The sequence below is a fragment of the Thermus thermamylovorans genome, assembly GCF_004307015.1.
GTDB lineage: Bacteria > Deinococcota > Deinococci > Deinococcales > Thermaceae > Thermus > Thermus thermamylovorans.
The window spans coordinates 1-21,302 of the sequence record NZ_SIJL01000012.1 but is presented as its reverse complement, the minus strand read 5'-3'; the positions used below and the strand labels follow the sequence as shown (position 1 = coordinate 21,302).

Below are 21,302 nucleotides of genomic sequence, written 5' to 3'. Positions count from 1 at the left end.
GCCTCCTTCACGGGGCCATTCTAAGCCCCCGCCGCGGCGGGGGCCACAAGGCCACGGACCCCCTCCCTTGAGGCCCGGCCCTTTCCCGTGCTAGGGTGCTCGGGTGCTGCCCAAGGCCTTCCTCACCCGCATGGCGGCCCTTTTGGGGGAGGAGTTCCCGGCCTTCCTCAAAGCCCTCACGGAAGGGGAGCGGGCCTTTGGCCTGAGGGTGAACACCCTGAAGCTTTCCCCGGAAGCCTTCTTGCGCCTTTCCCCCTGGCCCCTGGAGCCCATCCCCTGGTGCGAGGAGGGCTTCCACTACCCCCCCGAGGCCCGGCCCGGCCCCCACCCCTTCTTCTACGCCGGGCTCTACTACATCCAGGAGCCCAGCGCCCAGGCGGTGGGAGCCCTCCTGGACCCCAAGCCCGGGGAGCGGGTTTTGGACCTGGCCGCCGCCCCCGGGGGGAAGACCACCCACCTCGCCGCCCGCATGGGGGGGCAGGGGCTTTTGCTCGCCAACGAGGTGGACGGCAAGCGGGTGCGGGGCCTGTTGGAGAACGTGGAGCGCTGGGGGACCCCCATAGGGGTGCTCCAGGCCCCGCCCCGGGCCCTGGCGGAAGCCTTCGGCCCCTATTTCCACCGGGTGCTCCTGGATGCCCCCTGCTCCGGGGAGGGGATGTTCCGCAAGGACCCCGAGGCCGTTCGCCACTGGGGCCCCAAGGCTCCGGAGAGGGCCAGCGGGGTGCAGAAGGCCCTCCTGGCCCAGGCCGCCCGCCTGGTGGGGCCCGGAGGGGTCCTGGTCTACGCCACCTGCACCTTTGCCCCCGAGGAGAACGAGGGGGTGGTGGCCCACTTCCTCAAGGCCCACCCGGAGTTCCACCTGGAGGAGGCCCGCTTTCACCCCCTCTTTGCCCCCGGGGTGCCGGAGTGGGGGGACGGGAACCCCGAGCTCAGGAAGACCGCCCGCCTCTGGCCCCACCGCCTCCGCGGGGAAGGGCACTTCCTGGCCCGGTTCCGCCGGGAGGGGGGGGTGTGGGGCACGCCCCCCAAGGAGCGGGTGCCCCCCTTGGGCCTCGAGGCCAGAAGGGCCCTCGCCGCCTTCCTGGAAGGGGCGGGGCTCGGCCTGGAGGGCCCCGTCTTGGAGCGGGCCGGCCACCTCTACCTCCTGCCGGAGGGGATGCCCTCCCTCTCAGGCCTCAAGGCCCCTGCCCCTGGGCTCTACCTGGGCCGGGTGCAAAAGGGCCGCTTCCGCCCGGGCAAGGCCCTGGCCCTGGCCTTCGGGGCGGGCCTGCCCTGGCCCAGGCTCCCCCAGGTTTCCCTGCCGCCGGAAGACCCCCGGGCCCTGGCCTTCGCCACGGGGGAGGGGGTGGGGTGGGAGGGGGAGGACCTGCCCCTGGCCCTGGCGGTCTTGAAAACCCCCCTCGGGGAGTTCCCCCTGGACTTCGCCAAGGCCAAGGGGGGGGTCCTGCGGCCCGTGGGCCTGGGGCTTTAGGGGGGGGCGAGCCCCGCCGCCTCCAGCTCGGCCTGCCACGCCCCGTAGGCTTCCCGGAGGAGGGCTTCCGGCAGGGGGCGGACCTCGAGGCGCCCTGGGGCCAAGGGCACCACCCAGTGGAGGCGTTCCGAGACCTTCTTCTTGTCCCGGGCCAGGTAAGGGAGGAGGTCCTCCCAGGCCAGCCGGGGCAAGGGGGGCGGGGCCAGCCAGCGGAGGAGGCCCTGGACCAGGGGGACCAGGTCCTCCCCCCCCAGGGCCCGGCCCAACAGGGCGGCGTAGAGGAGGCCGTAGGCCACCGCCGCCCCGTGGGGAAGGGCGTGGTGGGTGGCCGCTTCCAGGGCGTGGGCCAGGGTGTGGCCCAGGTTCAAAAGCCGGCGTTCCCCCCGTTCCAGGGGGTCCCGCTCGGTGACGCCCACCTTCACCGCCACCGCCCGGGCCAGGTAGGCCTCCAGCCGGGGGCTTTCCGGGGTGAGGTCTTCCACCCACAGGAGGTCCTCGTCCCCGGAGATGAGCCCGTGCTTGAAGGCCTCCACCAGCCCCTCCTTGAAGGCCAAGGGGGGAAGGGTCCGGAGAGTCCGTAGCTCCGCGTAAACCCCTTGGGGGAAGTGGAAGGCCCCCACCAGGTTCTTCCCCTGGGGGAGGTTGAGGCCGGTCTTGCCCCCCACGCCGGCGTCCACCACGCTCAGCGTGGTGGTGGGGAAGGCAAGGTAGGGCACGCCCCTGAGGTAGGTGGCGGCCACAAATCCCCCCAGGTCGGTGAGGGTCCCCCCGCCCACCACCAGCAGGGTGGCGTTCCGGGGTAAGCCCCCTTCCGCCAGGAAGGAGAGGACCTGGCCGTAGACCTCCAAGGTCTTCACCCCTTCCCCCCCTTCCAGTCCCAGGCGGTGGGGTGCCCCCAGGGCCTCCGCCACCTCCAGGGCGAAGCCCTCCACCTTGCGGTCGTAGAGGAGGGCCTTGGGGCCTTTGGGCGCCCCCACCTGGGCCAGCACCCCTTCCCCGATAAGGATGGGGTAGGGGATGGGTTTACGGACGCTTAGCCTCTGCATGGCTCCAGAGCTTCTCCAGGATCTCCTCCACCACCTCCTCCACCCGTCTTCCATCCGTGGACACGTGCACGTGGGCTTCCCGGTAGATGGCTTCCCGGGCTTCCAGGAGGGTCCTTATGCGCTCCAGGGGGTTTTCCACCTGGAGGAGGGGACGCTCCCCCGGCCTGCGGGTGGCCCGCTCCAGGATGGTCTTTGGGCTAGCCCAGAGGGCCACCACGGGGCCCCTGGCGAGGAGCAGGGCCCGGTTTTCCGGGTCCACGAAGGTGCCCCCGCCCAGGGAGAGGACCAGGAAGTCCTTGGCGATGAGTTCCCGCACCGCCTCCTTTTCCATGCGCCGGAAGGCCTCCTCCCCCAGGTGGCGGAAGACGTCGGGGATGGAGAGGCCGGTGCGGCGCTCGATGTAGCGGTCCAGGTCGATGAAGTGGAGCAGGAGGGCCCGAGCAAGCTCCCTCCCGATGCGGCTTTTCCCCACCCCCATGAAGCCGGTGAGGCTCACGAAGGTGGCGGGGCGGGGCACCTCGAGGCGGGTCATGGGGTCATCCTACGCCTAGTAGGCGAGGGCGCGGACCCGGTAGCGCTCCACCCGCTCCTGGAGTTCCTCGAGGGTGTCCCCTCCGAACTTCTCCAGGTAGGCCTGGGCCAGGACGATGGCGGAAAGGGCGCAGAGGATGACGCTGGCCGCGGGGACGGCGGTGGTGTCCGAGCGCTCCCGGGCAGCGTCTTTGGCCTCGTGGCTCACCACGTCCACGGTGGGGAGGGGCCGCATGAGGGTGGCGATGGGCTTGAGGGCGGCCCGCACCACCAGCTCTTCTCCCGTGGTCATCCCCCCCTCCAGCCCTCCGGCCCGGTTGGTCTTGCGGTAAAAGCCCCCTTCGGGGCTCCAGTAGATGGCGTCGTGCACCTCGGAGCCCCGGCGCATGGCGTTCTCGAAGGCGGGGCCGATCTCCACCCCCTTGACCGCGGGGATGGAGAGGGCCATCTGGGCCAGGCGGCCATCCAGCTTCCGGTCCCAGTGGACGTGGCTCCCCAGGCCCGGCACCAGGCCGCGGAAGCGGGCCTCGATCACCCCCCCCAGGGTGTCCCCTTCCGCCTTGGCCTGGTCGATGCGGCGGATGGCCTCGGCCTCGGCCTCGGGGTCGGTCATGCGCAGGGGGCTTTCCTCAATGCGGGGGACCAGGTCCCAGGAGAAGGGCACCCGGGCCCACACCCCCGCCATCCCCGGCACGTACCCCACCCCCTCCACCCCCAGGAGGGCGAGGAGCTTCAGGGCCACCGCCCCCACCGCCACCCGCATGGCGGTCTCCCGGGCGCTGGCCCTTTCTAGCACGTCCCGGAGGTCCTTGTGCCCGTACTTGATCCCCCCGGCGAGGTCCGCGTGGCCGGGGCGGGGGGCGGTGAGGGCCCTTTTCCTGGGCTCATTTCCCGGGGCCGGGTCCATGACCTCCACCCAGTTCCGGTGGTCGGCGTTCCGGATGGCCAGGGCCACCGGGGCCCCGGTGGTGCGCCCGGCCCTGACGCCGGCGCGGAACTCCACCCGGTCGGTTTCGATCACCATGCGGCGGCCCCGCCCGTAACCCTTCTGGCGCCGCTCCAGCCAGGGGTTGATGTCCTCCTCGGTGAGGGGTAGCCCCGCGGGCAGCCCTTCGATGATGGCGAGGAGCTCGGGCCCGTGGGACTCGCCTGCGGTCAGGAACCTCATGGGCCCATTGTAGGCCAGTTTTCCGGGGATTACCGCAGAAAGGTGAGCAGGGCCAGGACGGCGGCCAGGGCGGTGAGGTAAACCATCATGCGGTTGAAGGCGGCGCCGATGTCTCCCTTCAGCTCCTGGCGCAGGGCGGAGAGCTCGCCCTTCAGCTCCTGGCGCAGGCCGGCCATCTGCTGGGCCTGTTTGGCCTCCAGGGCGGAGAGCTCGCCCTTCAGCTCCTGGCGCAGGCCGGCCATCTGCTGGGCCTGTTTGGCCTCCAGGGCGGAGAGCTCGCCCTTCAGCTCCTGGCGCAGGCCGGCCATCTGCTGGGCCTGTTTGGCCTCCAGGGCGGAGAGCTCGCCCTTCAGCTCCTGGCGCAGGCCGGCCATCTGCTGGGCCTGTTTGGCCTCCAGGGCGGAGAGCTCGCCCTTCAGCTCCTGGCGCAGGCCGGCCATCTGCTGGGCCTGTTTGGCCTCCAGGGCGGAGAGCTCGCCCTTCAACTCCTGGCGCAGGCGGGCCATCTCCTGGGCGAGCTTGCCCTCGAGGGCCTTCACTTCCTCCTTCAGCTCCTGCCGCAGGAGGTCCATGCGGCTTTCCAGGGAGGTCATGCGGTTCTCCAGGGCGGTCATGCGCCCGGGAAGGGTGGCCATGACCCCCTCCACGATGCCCTCCAGCTTGTACAGCCGTTCCTCAGCGGTCATCTGGGCTTAGGATAGCACGGGCCCCTGGCCCCCAAGGGGAGGCCCCGGGCCGCGAGGGGTACCTAGCGGCTTGCGGTTTCCCTGAGGATGTCGGCGGTGATCACCACCAGAAGCTCCCGGTCCACGTTCTCCGCCGTGCGCTGCTTGAAGAGCTCCCCGATCAGGGGGATGTCCATGAGGAGGGGCACCCCCTGCTGCACCTGGGTGGTCTCCTGGGCGGTGAGCCCCCCCAGGATCACCGTCTGCCCGTCCTGCACCCGCAGGGTGGTGGTCACCACCTGCTTGGTGAAGCGGTCCACGTCCCCGTCCACGGGGTTGCGCTGCACGTTGCCGGAGACCTCGGCCTGGATCCTGAGGAGGATCTGCCCGTCGGCGGTGACCTGGGGGGTGACCTCCACGATGATGCCGATGTCGAAGGGTACCCTTTCCACCCGGTCCCCCACCACCCGGCGGATGAGGAAGGTCTCCCCGGACTGCAGGCGGGCGGTCTGGTTGTTGAGGACGGTCTGGTTCACGTCCCTTAGGGCCCGGGAAAGCCCCTGGCGCTGGAGGGCCTCGAGGGTGGCCAGGATGTTCAGGGCGGCGAGGCTACGGGTGCTGTCGAAGATGAGGGAAAGCCCGGTGTCCAAGATGCTGGCCACCACGTTTCCCCCGGCGATGGTGTTCCACTTGAGGCCCAGGTTTTGGGTCACGTTGGCCTGCACCTCCTGGATCCGCACCCGTAAGGCCACCTGGGGCACCGGCTGGTCCAGCCGGGGGATGAGGCCCTCCACCAGGCTCAAGTCCTCCTGGGTGCCGGTGACGATCAGGGTGTTGGTGCGCTCGTCAGCCACCACCGTGGCCGGGCGCACCCGGGGTGCGCCCTGGCCCTCGGCCTGGGGCTGGCGGGCCAGGAGGGCCTCCTGAAGCACCTTGGCGAGGTCGGCGGCCTTGGCGTTGGAGAGCTGGTAGGCCCGCTGGAACACGGGCGGGCCCTGCTCGGGGGCCCGGTCGATCTGGGCGAGGAGGCTTTCCACCTCGGCGAGCTGCCTTTCCGTGCCCCGCACGGAGAGGACGGGCTGCCCCGGCACGGTCTGCACCACGATCCCCGGCACCTCCCGGGCCAGGAAGGGGGCCACCCGCTCAGCGTCGGCGAAGCGCAGGGGGAAAAGCCGCCGTACCGCGGCCTCCTGTGGGGGAGGGGCCACCTGGGGGGGGACGTCCGCCGCCCTAAGGATTTCGCCGAAAAGGGCGTGGTCCGCCTCGGTAGCCTCTAGGAGGAGGGCCCGGGGGTTTCCTGGGACGCTTTCCAGACGGCTTTCGGGGAGCTCCCGTTCCAAAAGGGGCCGCAGGCGCTCCTGGGCCTCGGCGAAGGTGAGGTTTTGCAGGGCGTAGACCCGGCGCACGCGTACGGGGGTTTTGGGGACGTCGGCGGTTTGGAGGAGGGCCTCCAGGCGGGCGTGGTCCTCCAGGGTAGCGAGGACCAGGGCCCGTTTGGGGTCGGTGGGGAGGACGCCGATCTGGGCCCCGGGCACCTGGGCCTGGAGAAAGGCCAGGAGTTCGGGGAAGGTGGCGTGGTTGAGGGCGTAAAGCCGCTCCACCCGGGGCCTGGGCTCCACCAGGGGAGGGAGGGGGCGGAAGTCGATCCCTGCCCGCCGGAGGATGTCGGAGAAGCGGGTGTGCTGCTCGCCCGTGGCCAGGACGGAGAGGATGGCCCTGAGCCTTCCCCCCTCCTCCACCACGATCCAGTTCACGCTAAGGCCCGCGGCCTCTCGGGAGAGGAAGGGGAGGAGGTCGTTTTGCACCCAGGCCTTAGCCCCGTCGATGTTGACCACGGTACGGGGCTGGCCCTGGGGGTCGGTTTCCGTGCGCCGGTAGGTGATCTCGGGGATGCCCACGATGTAGGGCCTGCGCTCCGCCGCGCCCACCCGGCTCGGGGCGTCCACCAGGGCGGTGATCACCTGGGTGGGGGCCACCACCACCACATCGGGGGGCAGGAAGAGGTAGTCCAGCCCAAACTGGGTGCCGTAGGTGGCGAAGAGGAGGTCCCAGACCTCACGGAAGGGCTTGCCCTGGAAGTCCAGCTTCACGTTGGGCAGGGGAGGCTCGGCCCGGGCGGGGTCGCCCGTGGGGTCGTAGGCCCGGTAGATGAGGGGCTGGAGGCCCACGCTCCGGGCCAGGGCCTCGAGGACCACGTCCAGGGGGAGGGTGAGGCCCGCCCGCACCTGGCTCTCCGAGACCTTGAGGTCGACCCTGGCCTCAAAACGGGGGTCCTGGGGGAGGCTTCCCGCCAGGGCGGTGAGGCTGAGGGCCACCAGGGCCCATGCCAGGGACTTCATAAGGGTTTTCCTAATAAAGCGCCTCATTGGCCACCTCCAGCTTCCAGAGCTAGGGGGATCTCCAGGGTTTCCTCTCTCATGGACAAGACCACGCGGTCGCCTTCGATGCGGCGGATCACGGCCTCACTCCCGGGGATAGGGCTGCCCGTGGGCAGGACCAGGTAGCCCTCCTTGCTCTCCAGGATGGCCACGCTCACCGGGCCCAGCAGGGTGCCCGAAAGCCTCAAGCCTCTTTCCTCCACCAAGGCCTCCAGGGCGGATCTGGGCTGAGGGGTGACGGTGGGCGGCCCCACCTCGGCCTCTCCGGGCAAGGGAGTTTCCACCAGGAAAGGGGGAGGGACCAGGCTCACCGGCACCTCCACCTGCCCGGGGGGCGCTTCCGCCTGGGGGGTCGGGGAGAGGACCTTGGGGGCGGGCAGGGCCCCGGCGGTGCCAGGGAGGGGCCGGGGGGCTGGAGCGGTGCCCGGAGCGGGCAGGGGGGTTCCTGGGGTCACCCGCACGGGGGGGCCTGGGGGCAAGGGTTGGGAAGGGGGAGCAGGAACCGGGGCCGGGGGAGCCACCTCCGCCACCAGGGGCACGAAGGGGTTGGGGGGGGCCTCCCGGGCGGGCCGGGGGACGGGCAGGGCCATGGGGGCGGCGGCCGGGGTGGGGGAGGCGGCCGCCTCCTGGCGGGGCTCCGGGGGCCCGGCCTCAGGGGTTTCCCCCAAGGGGGGAATGGGGGGGGCCTCGATGGCCCGGGGGACCTCTTCCACGATCGGGGGAGGGGGCTCGGCCGCCACCTGGGCGGGCAGGTAGAAGCCCGCGTACCACAGGGTGACGGCGCTTACCAGGAGGAGGGCCGCCAGGAGGAGCTTGGTGGACTGGGGAAGGTTGCGCCAGCCGGTGGCGAGGCGCTCCAGGGCTTCCTTCACCGCTCACCTCCCTCGAGGTCCCGGGCCAGCACGTAGAAGGTCAGCGTCAGGCTGGTGGCCAGGGACGGGTTCGCCTCCTGTCCTTGGACGCTCAGGTTGAGGCCGGAAAGGGTGCTGAAGCGGGAGAGGCCCTCCAGGCGCTGGAGGTAGGCGTAGGTTTCCGGGAAGGGGGCCTCGAGGGAGAGGGCCAGGTTCACCGCCCGCACCTCCGGCACCGGGGCCGAGGTGGGGGAACGGGTGAAGGAGCGCACCGTGACCCCGCTCCTCACCGCCTCGCCCAGGACCTCCGAGAGCAGCGCGGAAAGCTGCTCCTCCCGGGGCAGGGCCCGGAGGAAGGCCTGGCGCTCCGCCTGCAGCTCGGCGATGGCCGCCCGGAGCTCCGGCAGGGCCCGCTGCGCCTGCCGGCCCCGGTCCCGCTCGGGGATGAGGCGGGCGATCTCCTGGCGCACCAGATCGGTTTCCTGCCTTAAGGGGACGATGAGGAAGAAGTACCAGAGGAGAGCCACCGCCAGGGTGAGGGCGATGGCGATGAGGGCCCACTCCCTTTGCCCCAGCCTAGCGAGCACTTTCCTCACCCCCCACCGCGCCCACCCGGGCGCTGAAGGTGTAAAGCCCCCTTCCCGGGTCCAGGGAGGCTCCCTGGAACTCGATGCCGAACCGGGGGGAGGTCTCGAAGGCCTGGATGAAGCGCACCAGGGCTCCTTGGCTCAGGGCCTCCCCTTGCAGGGTGAACTCCACCCGCACCCTCTTGCCGTCAAAGCTTCCCCCCTGGGCCAGGGCCGCTCCCTCCTCGGGGGTGAGGGCCCGGGTGCCCACGGAACGCAGGGCCACGGGGAAGCGGCCCCCCTCCCGGGGGATCTGGTTGATGAAGGCGGCCAGGTAGTCGGACCAGGGGACGAAGTTCCGCCTCAGGCCTTCCCGGATGTTGAGGAGGGCCTCGAGGGCCCGCCTCTCCTGCTGCAGGCGGTTCTGCTCGGCGATGAAGGGCCTCAGGGCTTCCACCTCCGCCCTCAGGGCATCCCGCTCCTGCTTGGCTAGGGAAAGCTCGGTGTAGGCGGTGTAGTGGAGGAATCCCAGGGTAAGGAGGGCCACCAGGGCGAAGGCCAGGGCAGCCAGGCGCCACCAGCCCGGTTCAATGCGGCGGCGCAGGTTTTTGGGCAGGAGGTTCAGCCTAATCAAGGGGACTCACCCCCCTCAGGGCCAGGCCCACGGGCACCACCAGTTCCGGGCCCATATCCTTGAGGTTTTCCAGGTCGAAGCGCTTGGGGTCCACCTGGATGCCCTCCCAGGGGTCTGGGGTGGTGAAGTTCACCCCCAGGGTGTCGGTGAGGAGGCCGGCCAGGCCCCGGAGGCGGCTTCCCCCGCCGTAGAGGTAGCCCACCTCCGGCTGGACGTCCCCCAACTGCACCCGGAAGAACTCCAGGCTGCGCCGGATCTCTTGGGTGAGGTCCACCAGGACCGGGCGGATGGCGTCGTAAATGCGGGCGGGGCTGTAGCGCTCCCGTTCGGCGTCGAAGTCCAAAAGGAGCTCCTCGTCCTCGGTGGGGATGGTAGCCAGGCCGTAGGTGCGCTTGACCTCCTCCGCGGTGAGGAAGTCCAGGCCGAAGCTCTTGCCGATGGCCTCGGTGAAGTCCTTGCCCGACAGGGTTAGCACCCGGACCGCCAGGGGGCGGTTCCCTTTGGTTAGGACCAGGCTGGTGCTTTCGGCCCCGATCTCGATGGCCACCGCCACCCCCTCGGGGTCCCGGGCCAGCCCTTCCTCCAGGGGGTAGAGGCCGGCGAAGGGCTTCACGTCCAGCACCACCGGGGTAAGGCCCGCGCCCCTCAGGGCCTCGATCAGGGCAGCCACGGCCTCCTGCCGGGCCGCCGCCACCATCACCTCCACCTGCTCCCCTTCGGCCACCTCGGCCAGGGGGTCCAGGGGGGCGAAGTCCAGGACCACCTCGTCAATGGGGAAGGGAATGTACCGCTCCGCCTCCCAGCGCACCGCCTCCTCCATCTCCTTGGGGGGCATCTTGGGCACCTGGAGGGTGCGGAGGATCACGCTGGGGTTGGGGACGGCGGTCACCACGTAGCGCCTGCGGGTGCGGGCTTCGGCCAGAAGGGCGCGGATCTCCTGGGCCAGGGCCCCGGGCTCGGTGATGACCCCTTCCACCACGGTGCCCGGAGGGACAGGGCGGCTGGCGAAGGCCCTGAGGGCTGGGGGATGGCCGGAAAGCTCCACCAGCTTCAGGCTGGCGGCCCCGATCTCCAGCCCCAGGGCTTCCACGCGGGGTTTGAATAACCTGCTGAAACCCGAAAACACGGTGCCTCCTTTGGCTTGACGCGGCGGGGCGAACCTACGGTCATACGAAAACCTGCCTGCAGTTTACATCACCTGGGTCGCAATGGGGAAGGGGTCTGGGAGCATAATACAGGCGGGCCCTGCCCAAGGGAAAGCCAGCCCCCGCTCCCAGGGGGGGAATGGGGAATGAGGATGCGGGGGCTAGGGGCCTTTCAGGGTTGCAACCACCGCATTGGTGAAGGCCTCCGTGGTGGCGTCCCCGCCCAGGTCCGGGGTGCGGGGCCCCCTCTCCAGCACCGAGTCCACCGCCTTTTCCACCCTCCTGGCCGCCTCCTTTTCCCCCAGGTAGTCCAGCATCATGGCTGAGGAGAGGATGGCGGCGGTGGGATTGGCGATGCCCTTGCCGGCGATGTCGGGAGCGGAGCCGTGGACGGGCTCGAAGACCGCGGTGGCGTCCCCGATGTTGGCGGAAGGGGCCAGGCCCAGGCCCCCCACGAGCCCGGCGGTAAGGTCGGAGAGGATGTCCCCCAGGAGGTTAGTGGTGACGATCACATCAAAGCGCTCGGGCCGCATGACGAGCTGCATGGCGCAGTTGTCCACGATGATGTCCTGCACGTTCACCAGGGGGTAGTCCTTGGCCACTTCCCGCACCGTGTCCAGGAAGAGGCCCTGGGTTACGGGAAGAACGTTGGCCTTGTGGGCGATGTGGAGCGTCTTGCGGGGTCGGCTTTCTGCCAGTTTCAGGGCCACGCGTCCGATGCGCTCGCTGGCCTTCTTGGAGATGACCGCGTCGGCGATGGCCACGTCCAGGTAGCGCCGCTCCTGCTCCACGTAAAGCCCCTCGGTGTTCTCCCGCACGATGACGAGGTCCACCCCGCCCCGGCTTCCGGGGACGGGGCGGCTCTTGGCGGGGCGCACGTTGGCGTAGAGGTCCAGCCTGCGGCGCAGGTAGCGGATGGCCCCGAAGAAGCCGGGTACCTTGCGGGTGGGGCTGGTGGCCGCCCCGAAGAGGGTGGCGTGGCAGGAGAGGATCCTCTCCACGGTTTCCTCCGGGACGGAGGTCCCTCTTCGCTCGAAGGTCTCCCAGCCCGCTTCGGCCTCCACGAACTCCAGGGGAACCCCCGTGGCTTCCAGGACCTTCCGGGCCGCGGGCACCACCTCGTGGCCGATGCCGTCCCCCTCGATCAAGCAGATGCGGTACGCCATCTTCCCTCCAGCTCAGGGGCATGGCCCCCTCTGGAATATACCCCGGCGCGGGGCAGCCCCATCCCGGCTCCCTGGAGGGGGTGGGGTCAGGCCCGCCAGGCCAGGAGGAGGAGGATCAGGAGGAGAAAGGCCAGGACCCGAAGGGCCTGTTGCCGCCGGGAAAGGCGCCTCCCCCCCGCCCTCAGGGCCCCCTCCACCACCACCCCGGCGATCCCCGCCAGGATGAAGAGGTCCCCCGGGCTCACCGCCTTGCGCAAGGGGGGTAGGGCGATCACGTCCCCCAGGAAGGGGAGGCGGGTGTTCTCGTCCAGGAGGGTGTGCACCGCGTCCCGGCGTTCCTTTAGGATCTCCTCCCACCCCTCGAGCCCCGCCCGCTCCAGGGCGGCCAGGCTCACGGGCATATGCCCCCCGTTGGCGAAGATGACCAGGGTGTTCAGGAAAAGCCCCCCGAGGACCAGGTAGAGGCTCCTTAGGTGCCGGTTCTGGTAAAGCCCGTACCCCACCAGGAGGAGGACCAGGGTCCTGGCCAAAGGCCCGGCCCAGTCCGGCTGGAAGAGGCCCCGGTAGGTGCCAAAGGCCAGCCCCCCCTCGGCCAGGGCGGCCAGGAGGAAGGCCCAGGGGGCCCTTAGCTCTATGCCTCCGAGGTCCCTTGCCCTGGCTCCGAGGGCGAGGGCGAGGCCGAGGCCGAAGAGGGCTGCGGCGAGGTAGAGCGTAATACCGATCCCTCCTTTGCCGCCAGGTAGGCGTGGCGGTCGCGCCACAGGGGGTCCTGCCGCCAGAGCTCGCTGAAGAGGCGCACCAGCCGGGGGTCAAACTGCAGGCCGGAGAGGTCGCGCATCTCCTGGAGGGCCTCCTCCGGGGTCTTGGCCTTGCGGTAGGGGCGGCCTGCGGTCATGGCCTCGTAGGCGTCGGCCAGGGCCACGATGCGGGCCTCCTCGGGGATCTCGTGCCCGGCGAGGCCGTCCGGGTACCCCCGGCCGTCCCAGCGCTCGTGGTGGTGGCGGATCACGTTGTAGACCAAGGGGCCGAAGGCCACCTTCTCCGCGGGCTTCAGGAGCTGGACGCCCAAGGTGGTGTGGCTCTGCACCAGGGCCAGCTCCTCCGGGGTGAGGGCGTCCGGCTTGAGGAGCACGGCCTCGGGGATGCCGATCTTGCCGATGTCGTGCAGGCGGGCCGCCCGGTAGATCTCCATGGCCTTGGCCTCGTCCCCGTAGCGGGCCCGGGCCAGGTCCTTGGCGATGTCCGCCACGCGCTCGGAGTGCATGCGGGTTTCCGGCTCCTTGGCCTCCAGGGCGTGCATCAACACCTCCAGGGTGGCGTCAAAGGCCTGCTCCAGGCGCACCTTCTCGTCCCAGTAGAAGCGGCTGTAGTAGAGGGGAACCAGGAAGAAGAGGACCGTCCACCCCCCCCAGCCCCCGAGGAGGGGGGTCTCGTAGGCCCGGGCCAGGAGGAGGGCTAGAGGAGAGAGGAGGAGGTAGCTGGAGGTGAGCCAGCCAATGTTCTTTTTCCATATCTCCCGCAAGGGGGTACCGTTGGCTAAATGAATGATGAGGGTGATCAGACCCGCGTTAACAAGGAAAAATGCCACCGCTCCCAGGCCTACGCCTACCCCGGCGCTCAGGTTGAGCGTCCCCAGGTAGAGGGGGTTGTTCTGGAAAAACTGCCAGACCAGGGCGGCGGCCAGGGTGGCCAGGGCGTCCTGGGAGCGGTTGAAGAGCTGCTTGTACCAGAGGTTGTCGCTCGGCTGGAAAAGAAAAACCACCAGAGGGGCGAGCCAGGGGGGTGTGAGGACCACCAGGGCCAGGGCGAAGAGGAAGAGGTGGCTCATGCTGGCGCTTAGGGGCAGGCGGATCTCCACCCGCACGCTCCAGAAGACCAGGGCCGCCCAGAAGAGGAGGTCAAACCAGCCCAGCCCGGGCGGGGGAAGGTGGAACCCGTGGCGGGCGATGAGGTAGCCCTCCAGCAGCAAAAAGCTGGCAAAGACCGCCAGGGTAAAAGCCAGCACCCGGGGCGGGGGGAGTTCCAGGCGGCGGAGCTTTTGGAGCATACGGCCCTTAGGATAGCACAAGGTCCCCTGGAAAAGGGGACCCCAAACGAAAAAACGGCCAGCGCGTGGCCGTTTTTACTTCCAGTGCAAGCTCGCTCCAGCCGCCAGCCCCAGAGCCACCAGGGAGCCGAGAAGCGCCAGAACCTTAGCGATCAGCTTCTTCATCTTCATCCCTCCTTTTCCTCCGCCTCCGGGGGTTCGGCCCCGTTTGCTTGGTTTTCACTCTAGGAGGCACGGGTAAAACTGTCAAGAGGGGAAGAATAGGTATGAACACGAGTAAAACTGCCCATCGGGTCACAAAAAGCTGGACTCGTTCAGATTACTATCACCCAGCCTAGCACACCTCCGGCCAGCTGGGTAGGGGCTCGCTCTGGCAGGGGGCTTCCGGGCTCAGGGGAACAGGCTACGAAAGGCAAAGCCCCGCAGGGCGAAGGGGCCCTGCGGGGCTTACCCAATGCGCCTGCTGGAAATGCAACCCTGAATACACCGGCAATACCTTGTGCGAATCTTGAGATGCCTAAATGCTCTACCCCGAATGCAGGCCCGGAATACCGGCGGTCCGAATCAGGTTCCCACCCCCTCTACCGGTAGTTTAGCAAAAACGGGCCCATCGGCCACCCCCAAGGTCCCCGCCCCCCTGGACCCGCGGGCGGGCAAGGGGTAGCCTGGAAGACATGTACGAGGGGAAGATCCTCTACGAGGGCCTCACCTTTGACGACGTCCTCCTCCTGCCCGGCTACTCCGAGGTCCTGCCCAGGGAGGTTGCCGTCCAGACCCGGCTCAGCAAACGGCTTACCCTCAACATCCCCATCCTCTCCGCGGCCATGGACACGGTGACCGAGGCGGAGATGGCCATCGCCATGGCACGGGAGGGGGGGCTGGGGGTCATTCACAAGAACCTCTCCATAGAGGCCCAGGCGGCCATGGTGCGCAGGGTGAAGCGCTCCGAGGCGGGTATGGTCCAGGACCCCGTGACCCTACCCCCTACGGCCACCCTGGAAGACGCCGAGCGCCTCATGCGGGAGTACCGCATCGGGGGGCTTCCCGTGGTGGACCTCTACGGGAAGCTCCTGGGCCTGGTGACCAACCGCGACCTGCGCTTCGAGCGGGACCTGAAGCGCCCCGTTACCGAGGTCATGACCCCCTTGGAGCGCCTCATCACCGCCCCCCCCGGCACCACCCTGGAGGTGGCCGAGGAGATCCTCAGGCGGCACAAGGTGGAGAAGCTCCCCCTGGTGGACGAGGCGGGGCGGCTTAGGGGGCTCCTTACCCTGAAGGACATCGTGAAGCGGAAGCAGTACCCCCATGCGGCCAAGGACGCCCTGGGCCGGCTCCTGGTGGGGGCGGCGGTGGGGGCGGGGAAGGACCTCCCCGAGCGGGCCCAGGCCCTGGTGGAGGCCGGGGTGGACACCCTGGTCCTGGACTCGGCCCACGGCCACTCCAAGGGGATCCTCGAGGCCCTGGGCTACCTGAAGGAAACCTTCGCCGAAAAGGTGGAGGTCATCGCCGGGAACGTGGCCACCCGGGAGGGGGCCAGGGCCCTGGCGGAGCGGGGGGCGGACGCGGTGAAGGTGGGCATCGGCCCCGGCTCCATCTGCACCACCCGGGTGGTGACCGGGGTGGGGGTGCCGCAGATCTCGGCCATCCTCGAGGCGGTGGCGGGGGTGGCGGACCTGGACGTGCCGGTCATCGCCGACGGGGGGGTGAAGTACACCGGGGACGTGGCCAAGGCCCTGGCCGCCGGGGCCCACGCGGTGATGCTGGGAAGCCTGCTGGCGGGGACCGACGAGGCCCCGGGGGAGGAGGTCCTGAAGGACGGGCGGCGGTACAAGCTCTACCGGGGGATGGGCTCCTTGGGGGCCATGCGGCAGGGCTCCGCCGAGCGCTACTTCCAGGACCCGGGCCGGGGGGGGGAGACCGAGGCCAAAAAGCTTGTCCCTGAGGGGATCGAGGGCATGGTGCCCTACAAGGGGCCGGTGGCCGATGTCCTCTACCAGATCGTGGGGGGCCTGAGGAGCGCCATGGGCTACGTGGGGGCAAGGGATGTGGAGGAGTTCCGCCGAAAGGCCCGCTTCGTGCGCATGACCATGGCGGGCCTCATCGAAAGCCACCCCCACGACGTGGTGGTGGTCAAGGAGGCCCCCAACTACTCCCGCTGAGGCCCCCCTCACTCGCCGAATAGCCTTTGGAAGGCCTCCCCGCTCCCCCTCTTGCGGGCGGGGCGGTAGGTGCCCTCCTTCTCCTCCAGCCTCCCCTCCCGCACCAGGGCTTCCAGCGTGTCCTGAAGCTCCTTTTTGGAGAAGGCCTCCCCCTCCTCGTCCAGGTAGCGCTGGATGTCCTTCATGGTGGCGAAGCCCAGGGCCTCCACCGCCCGCAAGACCCAGCCCTTCCGGTCCATGCCACCATCCTACCCCGCCTCCCGTGGCATCCTGGGGCCGTGGACCCTTACCGGGAGTACCAGGACTACGTGGTGGCCTCGAGGCTCCTGGTGGCCTCGGGGCTTTCCCGGGAGATCCTTTCCTTGAGCCAGTACGCCAGGCTCCGCCTGAGGCGCCTGGAGCTGGCCCAGGCGGGGCGCTTCGCCGCCCTGGAGGCCCTGGACGAGCGGCTGCGTTTTGGGGTCTGGAGCAACCCCTTAAGGCTCAAGGAGTTTCTGCGCCGCACGGCCCAAGCCCCTCACTGGGCCTCCCCCTTGGCCTTTGAGGGCCTCCTCTTCCCCGAGGAGCGGGCCCGCCTCCGCTACCCGGGGCAGGCGGGGGAGTACTACCTGGGCTGGCTCAGGCTTCCCCACCTCCTCATGGCTCCCCGGGCCTTCGAGGAGGCCCTCAAGGAGCAGGAGGCCCGCGCGGAGGCCCTGCCCCTCTTCCTCAACGCCTTCCACCGGGTGCCGGGATAAGTGCCCTCCTTCCCAAGCTCCTTGACCCCCTCCCGGATGCCCTGTATAATCCAGGGAACGACGTGCATTTCTTTGCCGCAACGAGACCCAGCGCCCAAAAGGAGCCCCCAAGATGACCTGGAAGGAAGCCTACCCGGACATCCCCCTAGGCCAGGACGCCTGCGGCATCATCGCCATGGCGGAGAAAAGCGGCAAGCCCTCCCACCGCATCGTGCGGAGGACCCTGGAAAGCCTTTACCGCATGGCCCACCGGGCGGGGGCCATCCGAGGCGAGGGAGATGGGACCGGGATCCAAACCGACATCCCCCGGGAGCTGTGGGCCCGCTTCCTGGAGGAGGCGGGGCTGGAGCCCGAGCTGGCCTTCAACCCCCGCTTCTTCGTGGGCCACTTCTTCCTGCCCAAGGGGGAGGTCGCCCGGGTGGAGGAGTTCTACGCCCTCCTCAAGCAGGAGGGGCAGCGCTTTGGGGTGCGGCCCGTCCACCTCCGCCTGGGGGAGGTGGTGAGCGAGGTCCTGGGCCCGGTGGGCCGCCGCACGGAGCCCCTCTTCCTCCAGGTGGCGGGGCTCAGCCCCGATGGGGATGCGCCCCTTTGGGAGCTGGGCCTGAGGCTCGAGGCCCAGTTCCCCCTCCACGTGGTCTCCCTTTCCACCCACAGCGTGGTTTACAAGGTGCGGGGGGCGGCGGAGCTTTTGAAGCGCTACTACCCCGAGCTCTCCCGGCCCGAGTTCAAGAGCGCCATCGCCCTGGGGCACAACCGCTACTCCACCAACACCCTCTCCACCTTCGAGCAGGTGCAGCCTTTCGGCCTTCTGGGCCACAACGGGGAGATCAACACCATCGAGCGCCTCCGGCGGGAGCTGGACTTCCTGGGCATCCCCCGCACCGGGGGCTCGGACTCCCAGGACCTGAACCGCATGCTGGAGGGGCTCATCTACCGCTTTGGCCTCACCCTTCCCGAGGCCATGGACCTGGTCTTCCCCCCGGTGCTGGGGGAGGTGAAGGGCTTAGCCCCCGAACTTCAGGACCTCTACCTGGCCCTGAGACAGCGCTTTGGCCCCCTGGCCCAGGGCCCCGCGGCCATCGTGAGCCGCCACCGGGACGAGGCGGTCTTCGCCACGGACGCCATGGGCCTCCGTCCCCTCTGGCAGTTCGAGACCCCCTACGAGATCGTCTTCTCCTCCGAAAGGGGGGTCTTCAGCGCCGAGGAGTTCGTCACCGAACCCAAGCCCCTGGCCCCCGGGGAAAAGGTCCACCTGCGCCTCACCCCGGAAGGGGCCAGGGTGCTGCCCTTCGACCGGCACCAGCGCCTGGTGCTGGAGCGGATCGCCGCCCGCGTCCCCGTGGAGGGGTACCGGATCCACCTTGCGGGGCCCATCCGCCAGGCCCCGCCCCCCGTGGCCGGGGGGAGCGGGGTGGAGGTGGAGGAAAAGCCTGCCCCGCCTCCTTTGGGCCTGGAGCGGGCCTATGGCTGGGACCGCTGGGACGCCGCCTACCTCGAGGCCCTGGCCAAGACCGGGAACGAGCCCATCGGCTCCCTGGGCTACGACGGCCCCCTGGCCGCCTTGAACCCGGAGAAGCCCAACCTCGCCGAGTTCTTCAAGGAAACCGTGGCGGTGGTGACCAACCCCGCCATCGACCGCGAAAGGGAGATCGAGCACTTCTCCACCCGCACCCTCTTGGGCCGCCGCCCCCTGCCCGACGGGCGGGGCGGGGGAAGGGTGGAGGAGCTTCTTTTGCCCATCGTCTTGGAGGAGGACCAGGGCCTTGCGGAAAGCTTCGGCACCCTGACCCTGGGCGAGGTGAAATCCCGCTTCAAGACCGCCACCCTCGTGCCCCAGTTCGCTGTGGAGGAGGGGCTTCTTCTCGGGCTTAAGCGCCTGGAGGAGGAGGCGGTTAAGGCGGTGGAGGCGGGGGCGGAGGTCCTCATCCTCTCCGACCGGGAGGCCTTCCAGGGAGGCATCTGGATCGACATCGGCCTGGCGGTGGCCGCGGTGAACCGGGCCCTCCTGAAGCGGGACGGGGAGGGCGTCGCCCTCAGGCGGCGTACCTCCCTCCTGGTCCACTCCGGGGGCGTGCGCAACCTGCACGACCTGGCCTTCCTCCTGGGCCTGGGGGCGGAGGCGGTGGCTCCCTGGCTTTTGGAGGAAAAGGCCCGGGCCCTGGAGGGGAGGAAGGGGGTGGCGGGCGCCCTGGAAGCCCTGCGCAAGGGCCTGGAGAAGGTCATCTCCACCATGGGCATCCACGAGCTAAGGGGCTACGGGCGGATCTTCAGCGCCCTCGGCCTCAAGCCGGAGCTGGCCGAGCTCTTCGGCACCCGGAACTTCCTGGGCTCGGAGGAGGGGGGCTACGGCTTTTTGGAGCTGGAGCGCACCCTCCTGGAACGGGAAGGCTTCCTGCGGGCGGAAAAGGTCCTCCCCGCCAAGGACTTCCGCTTCAACCCCCGGATCTACAAGGCGGCCCAGGAGGTGGCCAGCGGCCAGGCCCCCTACGCCCACTTCCAGGAGAAGGTGCGCTCCCTGGAACGGGAAAGCCCCGTGGCGGCCAGGCAGCTTCTGGAGGTGCGCTTCCCGGAAAGGAGCGAGGTGGCCCCGGAGGAGGTGGACCTCTCCGTGGGGGGGCACTCCCTGCCCTTCCTCATCAGCGCCATGAGCTTCGGTTCGCAGGGGGAAGCCTCCTTCCGCGCCTACGTGGAGGCGGCCAAGCGCCTCAACATGCTCTGCATCAACGGGGAGGGCGGGGAGATCCCCGACATGCTGGGCCGGTACACCCACTGGCGGGGGCAGCAGGTGGCCAGCGGCCGCTTCGGGGTGCACGCCTACATGCTGAACTCCGCCAGCGTCATCGAGATCAAGATCGGCCAGGGGGCCAAGCCGGGGGAGGGGGGGCACCTGCCGGGCAAAAAGGTTTCCCCCAAGGTGGCCGCCGCCCGCAACGCCGTCCCCGGGGTGGACCTCATCAGCCCCTCCAACAACCACGACCTCTACTCCATCGAGGACCTGGCCCAGCTCATCGAGGAGCTGAAGACCGTGAACCCCAAGGCCCTGGTGGCGGTGAAAGTGCCCGTCATCCCCGGCATCGGCACCATCGCCGTGGGCATCGCCAAGGCGGGGGCGGACGTCATCACCCTCTCGGGGTTTGAGGGGGGGACGGGGGCGGCCAGGCTCCACGCCCTCAAGTACGCGGGGCTTCCCGTGGAGCTCGGGGTGCGCCGGGCCCACCGGGCCCTGGTGCGGGCGGGGCTTCGCGACCGGGTGGAGCTCTGGGCGGATGGCGGCCTCAAGACCGCCTACGACGTGCTGCGCATGGTCCTCCTGGGGGCGGACCGGGTGGGCATGGCCACCATGGCCATGGTGGCCATCGGTTGCACCATCTGCCGGGGCTGCCAGCTGGACACCTGTCACGTGGGCATCACCACCCAGATCGAGACCCTGGAGGAGGCCCTGGCCCACGGCCTCAAGCGCTTCGTGCCCCAGGATCTGGACCGGGCGGTGGAGCACCTCACCCGCTTCTTTGAGGCCAAGGGGGAAGCCCTGAGGGAGCTGGTGGCCGCCTTGGGGGCCCGCTCGCTACGGGAGCTCAGGGGCCGGGTGGACCTTCTCTACCAGCGGGACCACCTGGAGGAGCTGGACCTTTCCTACTTCTTCCTGCCCGTGGAGGAGCCCGAGTGGCTTAAGGACACCTCGGCCCACGTCCTCCGCAAGCCCTTGAACCAGCTCACCCGCACCATCACCGAGGTGGTGATGGGGGCTTATGGGGAGGGAAGCCGCAAGCTGGTCTTCCAGGAGGGCCCGGTGAACTCCACCGACCGCGCCCTGGGGGCCCACCTGGCAGGGGAGATTGCCCGGAGGAGGCTTTACGGCAAGGGCTTTGACGCCGAGGTGGAGCTCCGCTTTGATGCGGGGAGCGTGGCCGGGAATGGCCTGGCGGCCTTTAACCTCGAGGGCATGAAGGTGGTGGTGGAAGGGGGTGCCCAGGACGGGGTGGCCAAGAGCGCCTTCGGGGGCACGGTGGCCATCCTCAAGGGCCGGAACCCCTACGGGGCCTACGTGGATGGCTCCGTGGGCAAGAGCTTCGCCTACGGGGCCATAGGGGGTCTCCTCATCGTGGAGGGGGTGGCCGATAGCCGCTTCTGCATCCGGCTTTCCGGGGCGGATGTGATCCTGGGCGGCGAACCGGAAAGGCCCCTGAGGGACGAGCTCGGCAACCTGGCGGCCCGGGCGCAGGCCAAGGGTTTCGCCTTCGAGTACATGACCCGGGGGCGGGCCCTGGTCCTGGGGGACCCTGGCCCTTGGATCTGCTCGGGCATGACCGGGGGACGGGTCTACCTCCGGCACTGGCCGGAGATGGGCCTTACCGAGGAGGCTCTGAAGCGCCGCCTGGCCAAGGGGGCCAGGGTGGCGGTGAAGCCCCTGGACCTCAGGGGCGTGGAGGACGTGCGGGAACTCCTTTCCGCCTACATAAGGGTGCTCCGGGAGGCCAAGCGGGAGGAGAAGGCCGCCCGCCTGGAGAAGCTCCTCCTGGACCCCGCCCAGCACTTCCGCATGGTGGAGCCCGTGAACCAGCAGGTGGAGCAGGGGGTGAGCACGGAGTAGGGGTACCCCGCCCTGGGCGGGGTGGGGGCCTCGAGGCCTTTACACAAGCTTCTCCTCTACCGCCCAGCGTACCAGCTCGGCCCGGCTTCGCAGGCCGAGCTTTTCCGCCGCCCGTTCCCGGTAGGTGGCCACGGTCTTTTCCGAGAT

At 69.7% G+C, this 21,302-nt stretch carries 18 protein-coding genes; 4 read left to right on the top strand and 14 right to left on the bottom strand.

Annotation, left to right across the window (positions count from 1 at the left end):
* Positions 1-103: 103 nt before the first annotated feature.
* Positions 104-1,471 carry a 16S rRNA (cytosine(1407)-C(5))-methyltransferase RsmF gene (gene rsmF / locus ETP66_RS09345; protein ID WP_130842366.1) on the top strand — a complete coding sequence of 456 codons (1,368 nt, stop codon included), beginning with the start codon at positions 104-106 and terminating at the stop codon, positions 1,469-1,471.
* Here rsmF and ETP66_RS09340 read toward each other — a convergent pair.
* The 12 genes from ETP66_RS09340 to ETP66_RS09285 all read right to left on the bottom strand — a co-directional run bounded on the left by ETP66_RS09340 (position 1,468) and on the right by ETP66_RS09285 (position 13,668).
* On the bottom strand, positions 1,468-2,517 hold the full coding sequence (locus tag ETP66_RS09340) for a 3-dehydroquinate synthase (protein ID WP_130842365.1): 1,050 nt from the start codon (positions 2,515-2,517) through the stop codon (positions 1,468-1,470). The genes rsmF and ETP66_RS09340 overlap by 4 nt on opposite strands.
* Entirely contained in the window at positions 2,495-3,049 is a 555-nt protein-coding gene (locus tag ETP66_RS09335) for a shikimate kinase (RefSeq protein WP_130842364.1), read from the bottom strand. The genes ETP66_RS09340 and ETP66_RS09335 overlap by 23 nt, the downstream gene beginning before the upstream one ends.
* Before the next feature lie 15 nt (positions 3,050-3,064).
* Entirely contained in the window at positions 3,065-4,216 is a 1,152-nt protein-coding gene (gene aroC / locus ETP66_RS09330) for a chorismate synthase (RefSeq protein ID WP_130842363.1), read from the bottom strand.
* 29 nt (positions 4,217-4,245) lie between these two features.
* On the bottom strand, positions 4,246-4,902 hold the full coding sequence (locus ETP66_RS09325) for a DUF1640 domain-containing protein (RefSeq protein ID WP_130842362.1): 657 nt from the start codon (positions 4,900-4,902) through the stop codon (positions 4,246-4,248).
* Positions 4,903-4,964: 62 nt separating this feature from the next.
* Positions 4,965-7,220, bottom strand: coding sequence for a secretin N-terminal domain-containing protein (locus ETP66_RS09320; protein WP_130842361.1), 2,256 nt, complete (start codon positions 7,218-7,220; stop codon positions 4,965-4,967).
* Positions 7,221-7,243: 23 nt separating this feature from the next.
* Positions 7,244-8,131 (bottom strand): competence protein, encoded by an 888-nt coding sequence (locus ETP66_RS09315; protein WP_130842360.1) that lies wholly within the window; start codon positions 8,129-8,131, stop codon positions 7,244-7,246.
* On the bottom strand, positions 8,128-8,697 hold the full coding sequence (locus ETP66_RS09310) for a type IV pilus inner membrane component PilO (RefSeq protein ID WP_130842397.1): 570 nt from the start codon (positions 8,695-8,697) through the stop codon (positions 8,128-8,130). The genes ETP66_RS09315 and ETP66_RS09310 overlap by 4 nt, the downstream gene beginning before the upstream one ends.
* Positions 8,687-9,310: a flagellar protein FliT gene (locus ETP66_RS09305; RefSeq protein WP_130842359.1), complete on the bottom strand. Its 624-nt coding sequence runs from the start codon at positions 9,308-9,310 to the stop codon at positions 8,687-8,689. The genes ETP66_RS09310 and ETP66_RS09305 overlap by 11 nt, the downstream gene beginning before the upstream one ends.
* Positions 9,303-10,436, bottom strand: a complete 1,134-nt coding sequence (gene pilM / locus ETP66_RS09300) for a type IV pilus assembly protein PilM (protein ID WP_130842358.1) — start codon at positions 10,434-10,436, stop codon at positions 9,303-9,305. The genes ETP66_RS09305 and pilM overlap by 8 nt, the downstream gene beginning before the upstream one ends.
* Positions 10,437-10,616: 180 nt before the next feature.
* Positions 10,617-11,621, bottom strand: coding sequence for a homoisocitrate dehydrogenase (locus tag ETP66_RS09295; protein ID WP_130842357.1), 1,005 nt, complete (start codon positions 11,619-11,621; stop codon positions 10,617-10,619).
* 86 nt (positions 11,622-11,707) lie between these two features.
* The gene (locus tag ETP66_RS09290; RefSeq protein ID WP_236630211.1) at positions 11,708-12,202 is read right to left on the bottom strand and encodes a DUF5317 domain-containing protein; all 495 of its coding nucleotides are present in this window, start codon (positions 12,200-12,202) and stop codon (positions 11,708-11,710) included.
* Positions 12,203-12,252: 50 nt separating this feature from the next.
* Positions 12,253-13,668 (bottom strand): HD-GYP domain-containing protein, encoded by a 1,416-nt coding sequence (locus ETP66_RS09285; protein ID WP_130842356.1) that lies wholly within the window; start codon positions 13,666-13,668, stop codon positions 12,253-12,255.
* Between the two features lie 674 nt (positions 13,669-14,342).
* Here ETP66_RS09285 and guaB point away from each other — a divergent pair.
* On the top strand, positions 14,343-15,827 hold the full coding sequence (gene guaB / locus ETP66_RS09280) for an IMP dehydrogenase (RefSeq protein ID WP_130842355.1): 1,485 nt from the start codon (positions 14,343-14,345) through the stop codon (positions 15,825-15,827).
* An 8-nt stretch (positions 15,828-15,835) separates the two neighbouring features.
* Here guaB and ETP66_RS09275 read toward each other — a convergent pair whose 3' ends face one another.
* A complete protein-coding gene (locus ETP66_RS09275) occupies positions 15,836-16,066 on the bottom strand; it encodes a hypothetical protein (protein ID WP_130842354.1) in 231 nt (76 codons plus the stop codon).
* 39 nt (positions 16,067-16,105) lie between these two features.
* On the opposite strand from ETP66_RS09275, the gene ETP66_RS09270 reads away from it, so the two are divergent.
* Positions 16,106-16,564: a hypothetical protein gene (locus ETP66_RS09270; protein WP_130842353.1), complete on the top strand. Its 459-nt coding sequence runs from the start codon at positions 16,106-16,108 to the stop codon at positions 16,562-16,564.
* Positions 16,565-16,676: 112 nt separating this feature from the next.
* On the top strand, positions 16,677-21,155 hold the full coding sequence (locus ETP66_RS09265) for a glutamate synthase-related protein (RefSeq protein WP_130842352.1): 4,479 nt from the start codon (positions 16,677-16,679) through the stop codon (positions 21,153-21,155).
* Between the two features lie 39 nt (positions 21,156-21,194).
* On the opposite strand, the gene ETP66_RS09260 is transcribed toward ETP66_RS09265, so the two are convergent.
* Positions 21,195-21,302 carry a LuxR C-terminal-related transcriptional regulator gene (locus ETP66_RS09260; protein ID WP_269089310.1) on the bottom strand — a complete coding sequence of 36 codons (108 nt, stop codon included), beginning with the start codon at positions 21,300-21,302 and terminating at the stop codon, positions 21,195-21,197.

Excerpts from the sequence above, each read along its gene's own strand:
- ETP66_RS09285 (WP_130842356.1), bottom strand. The coding sequence starts at position 13,668 with ATGCTCCAAAAGCTCCGCCGCCTGGAACTCCCCCCGCCCCGGGTGCTG.
- ETP66_RS09340 (WP_130842365.1), bottom strand. The coding sequence starts at position 2,517 with ATGCAGAGGCTAAGCGTCCGTAAACCCATCCCCTACCCCATCCTTATC.
- ETP66_RS09320 (WP_130842361.1), bottom strand. The coding sequence starts at position 7,220 with ATGAAGTCCCTGGCATGGGCCCTGGTGGCCCTCAGCCTCACCGCCCTG.
- ETP66_RS09265 (WP_130842352.1), top strand. The coding sequence starts at position 16,677 with ATGACCTGGAAGGAAGCCTACCCGGACATCCCCCTAGGCCAGGACGCC.
- guaB (WP_130842355.1), top strand. The coding sequence starts at position 14,343 with ATGTACGAGGGGAAGATCCTCTACGAGGGCCTCACCTTTGACGACGTC.
- aroC (WP_130842363.1), bottom strand. The coding sequence starts at position 4,216 with ATGAGGTTCCTGACCGCAGGCGAGTCCCACGGGCCCGAGCTCCTCGCC.
- ETP66_RS09325 (WP_130842362.1), bottom strand. The coding sequence starts at position 4,902 with ATGACCGCTGAGGAACGGCTGTACAAGCTGGAGGGCATCGTGGAGGGG.
- ETP66_RS09275 (WP_130842354.1), bottom strand. The coding sequence starts at position 16,066 with ATGGACCGGAAGGGCTGGGTCTTGCGGGCGGTGGAGGCCCTGGGCTTC.
- ETP66_RS09335 (WP_130842364.1), bottom strand. The coding sequence starts at position 3,049 with ATGACCCGCCTCGAGGTGCCCCGCCCCGCCACCTTCGTGAGCCTCACC.
- ETP66_RS09295 (WP_130842357.1), bottom strand. The coding sequence starts at position 11,621 with ATGGCGTACCGCATCTGCTTGATCGAGGGGGACGGCATCGGCCACGAG.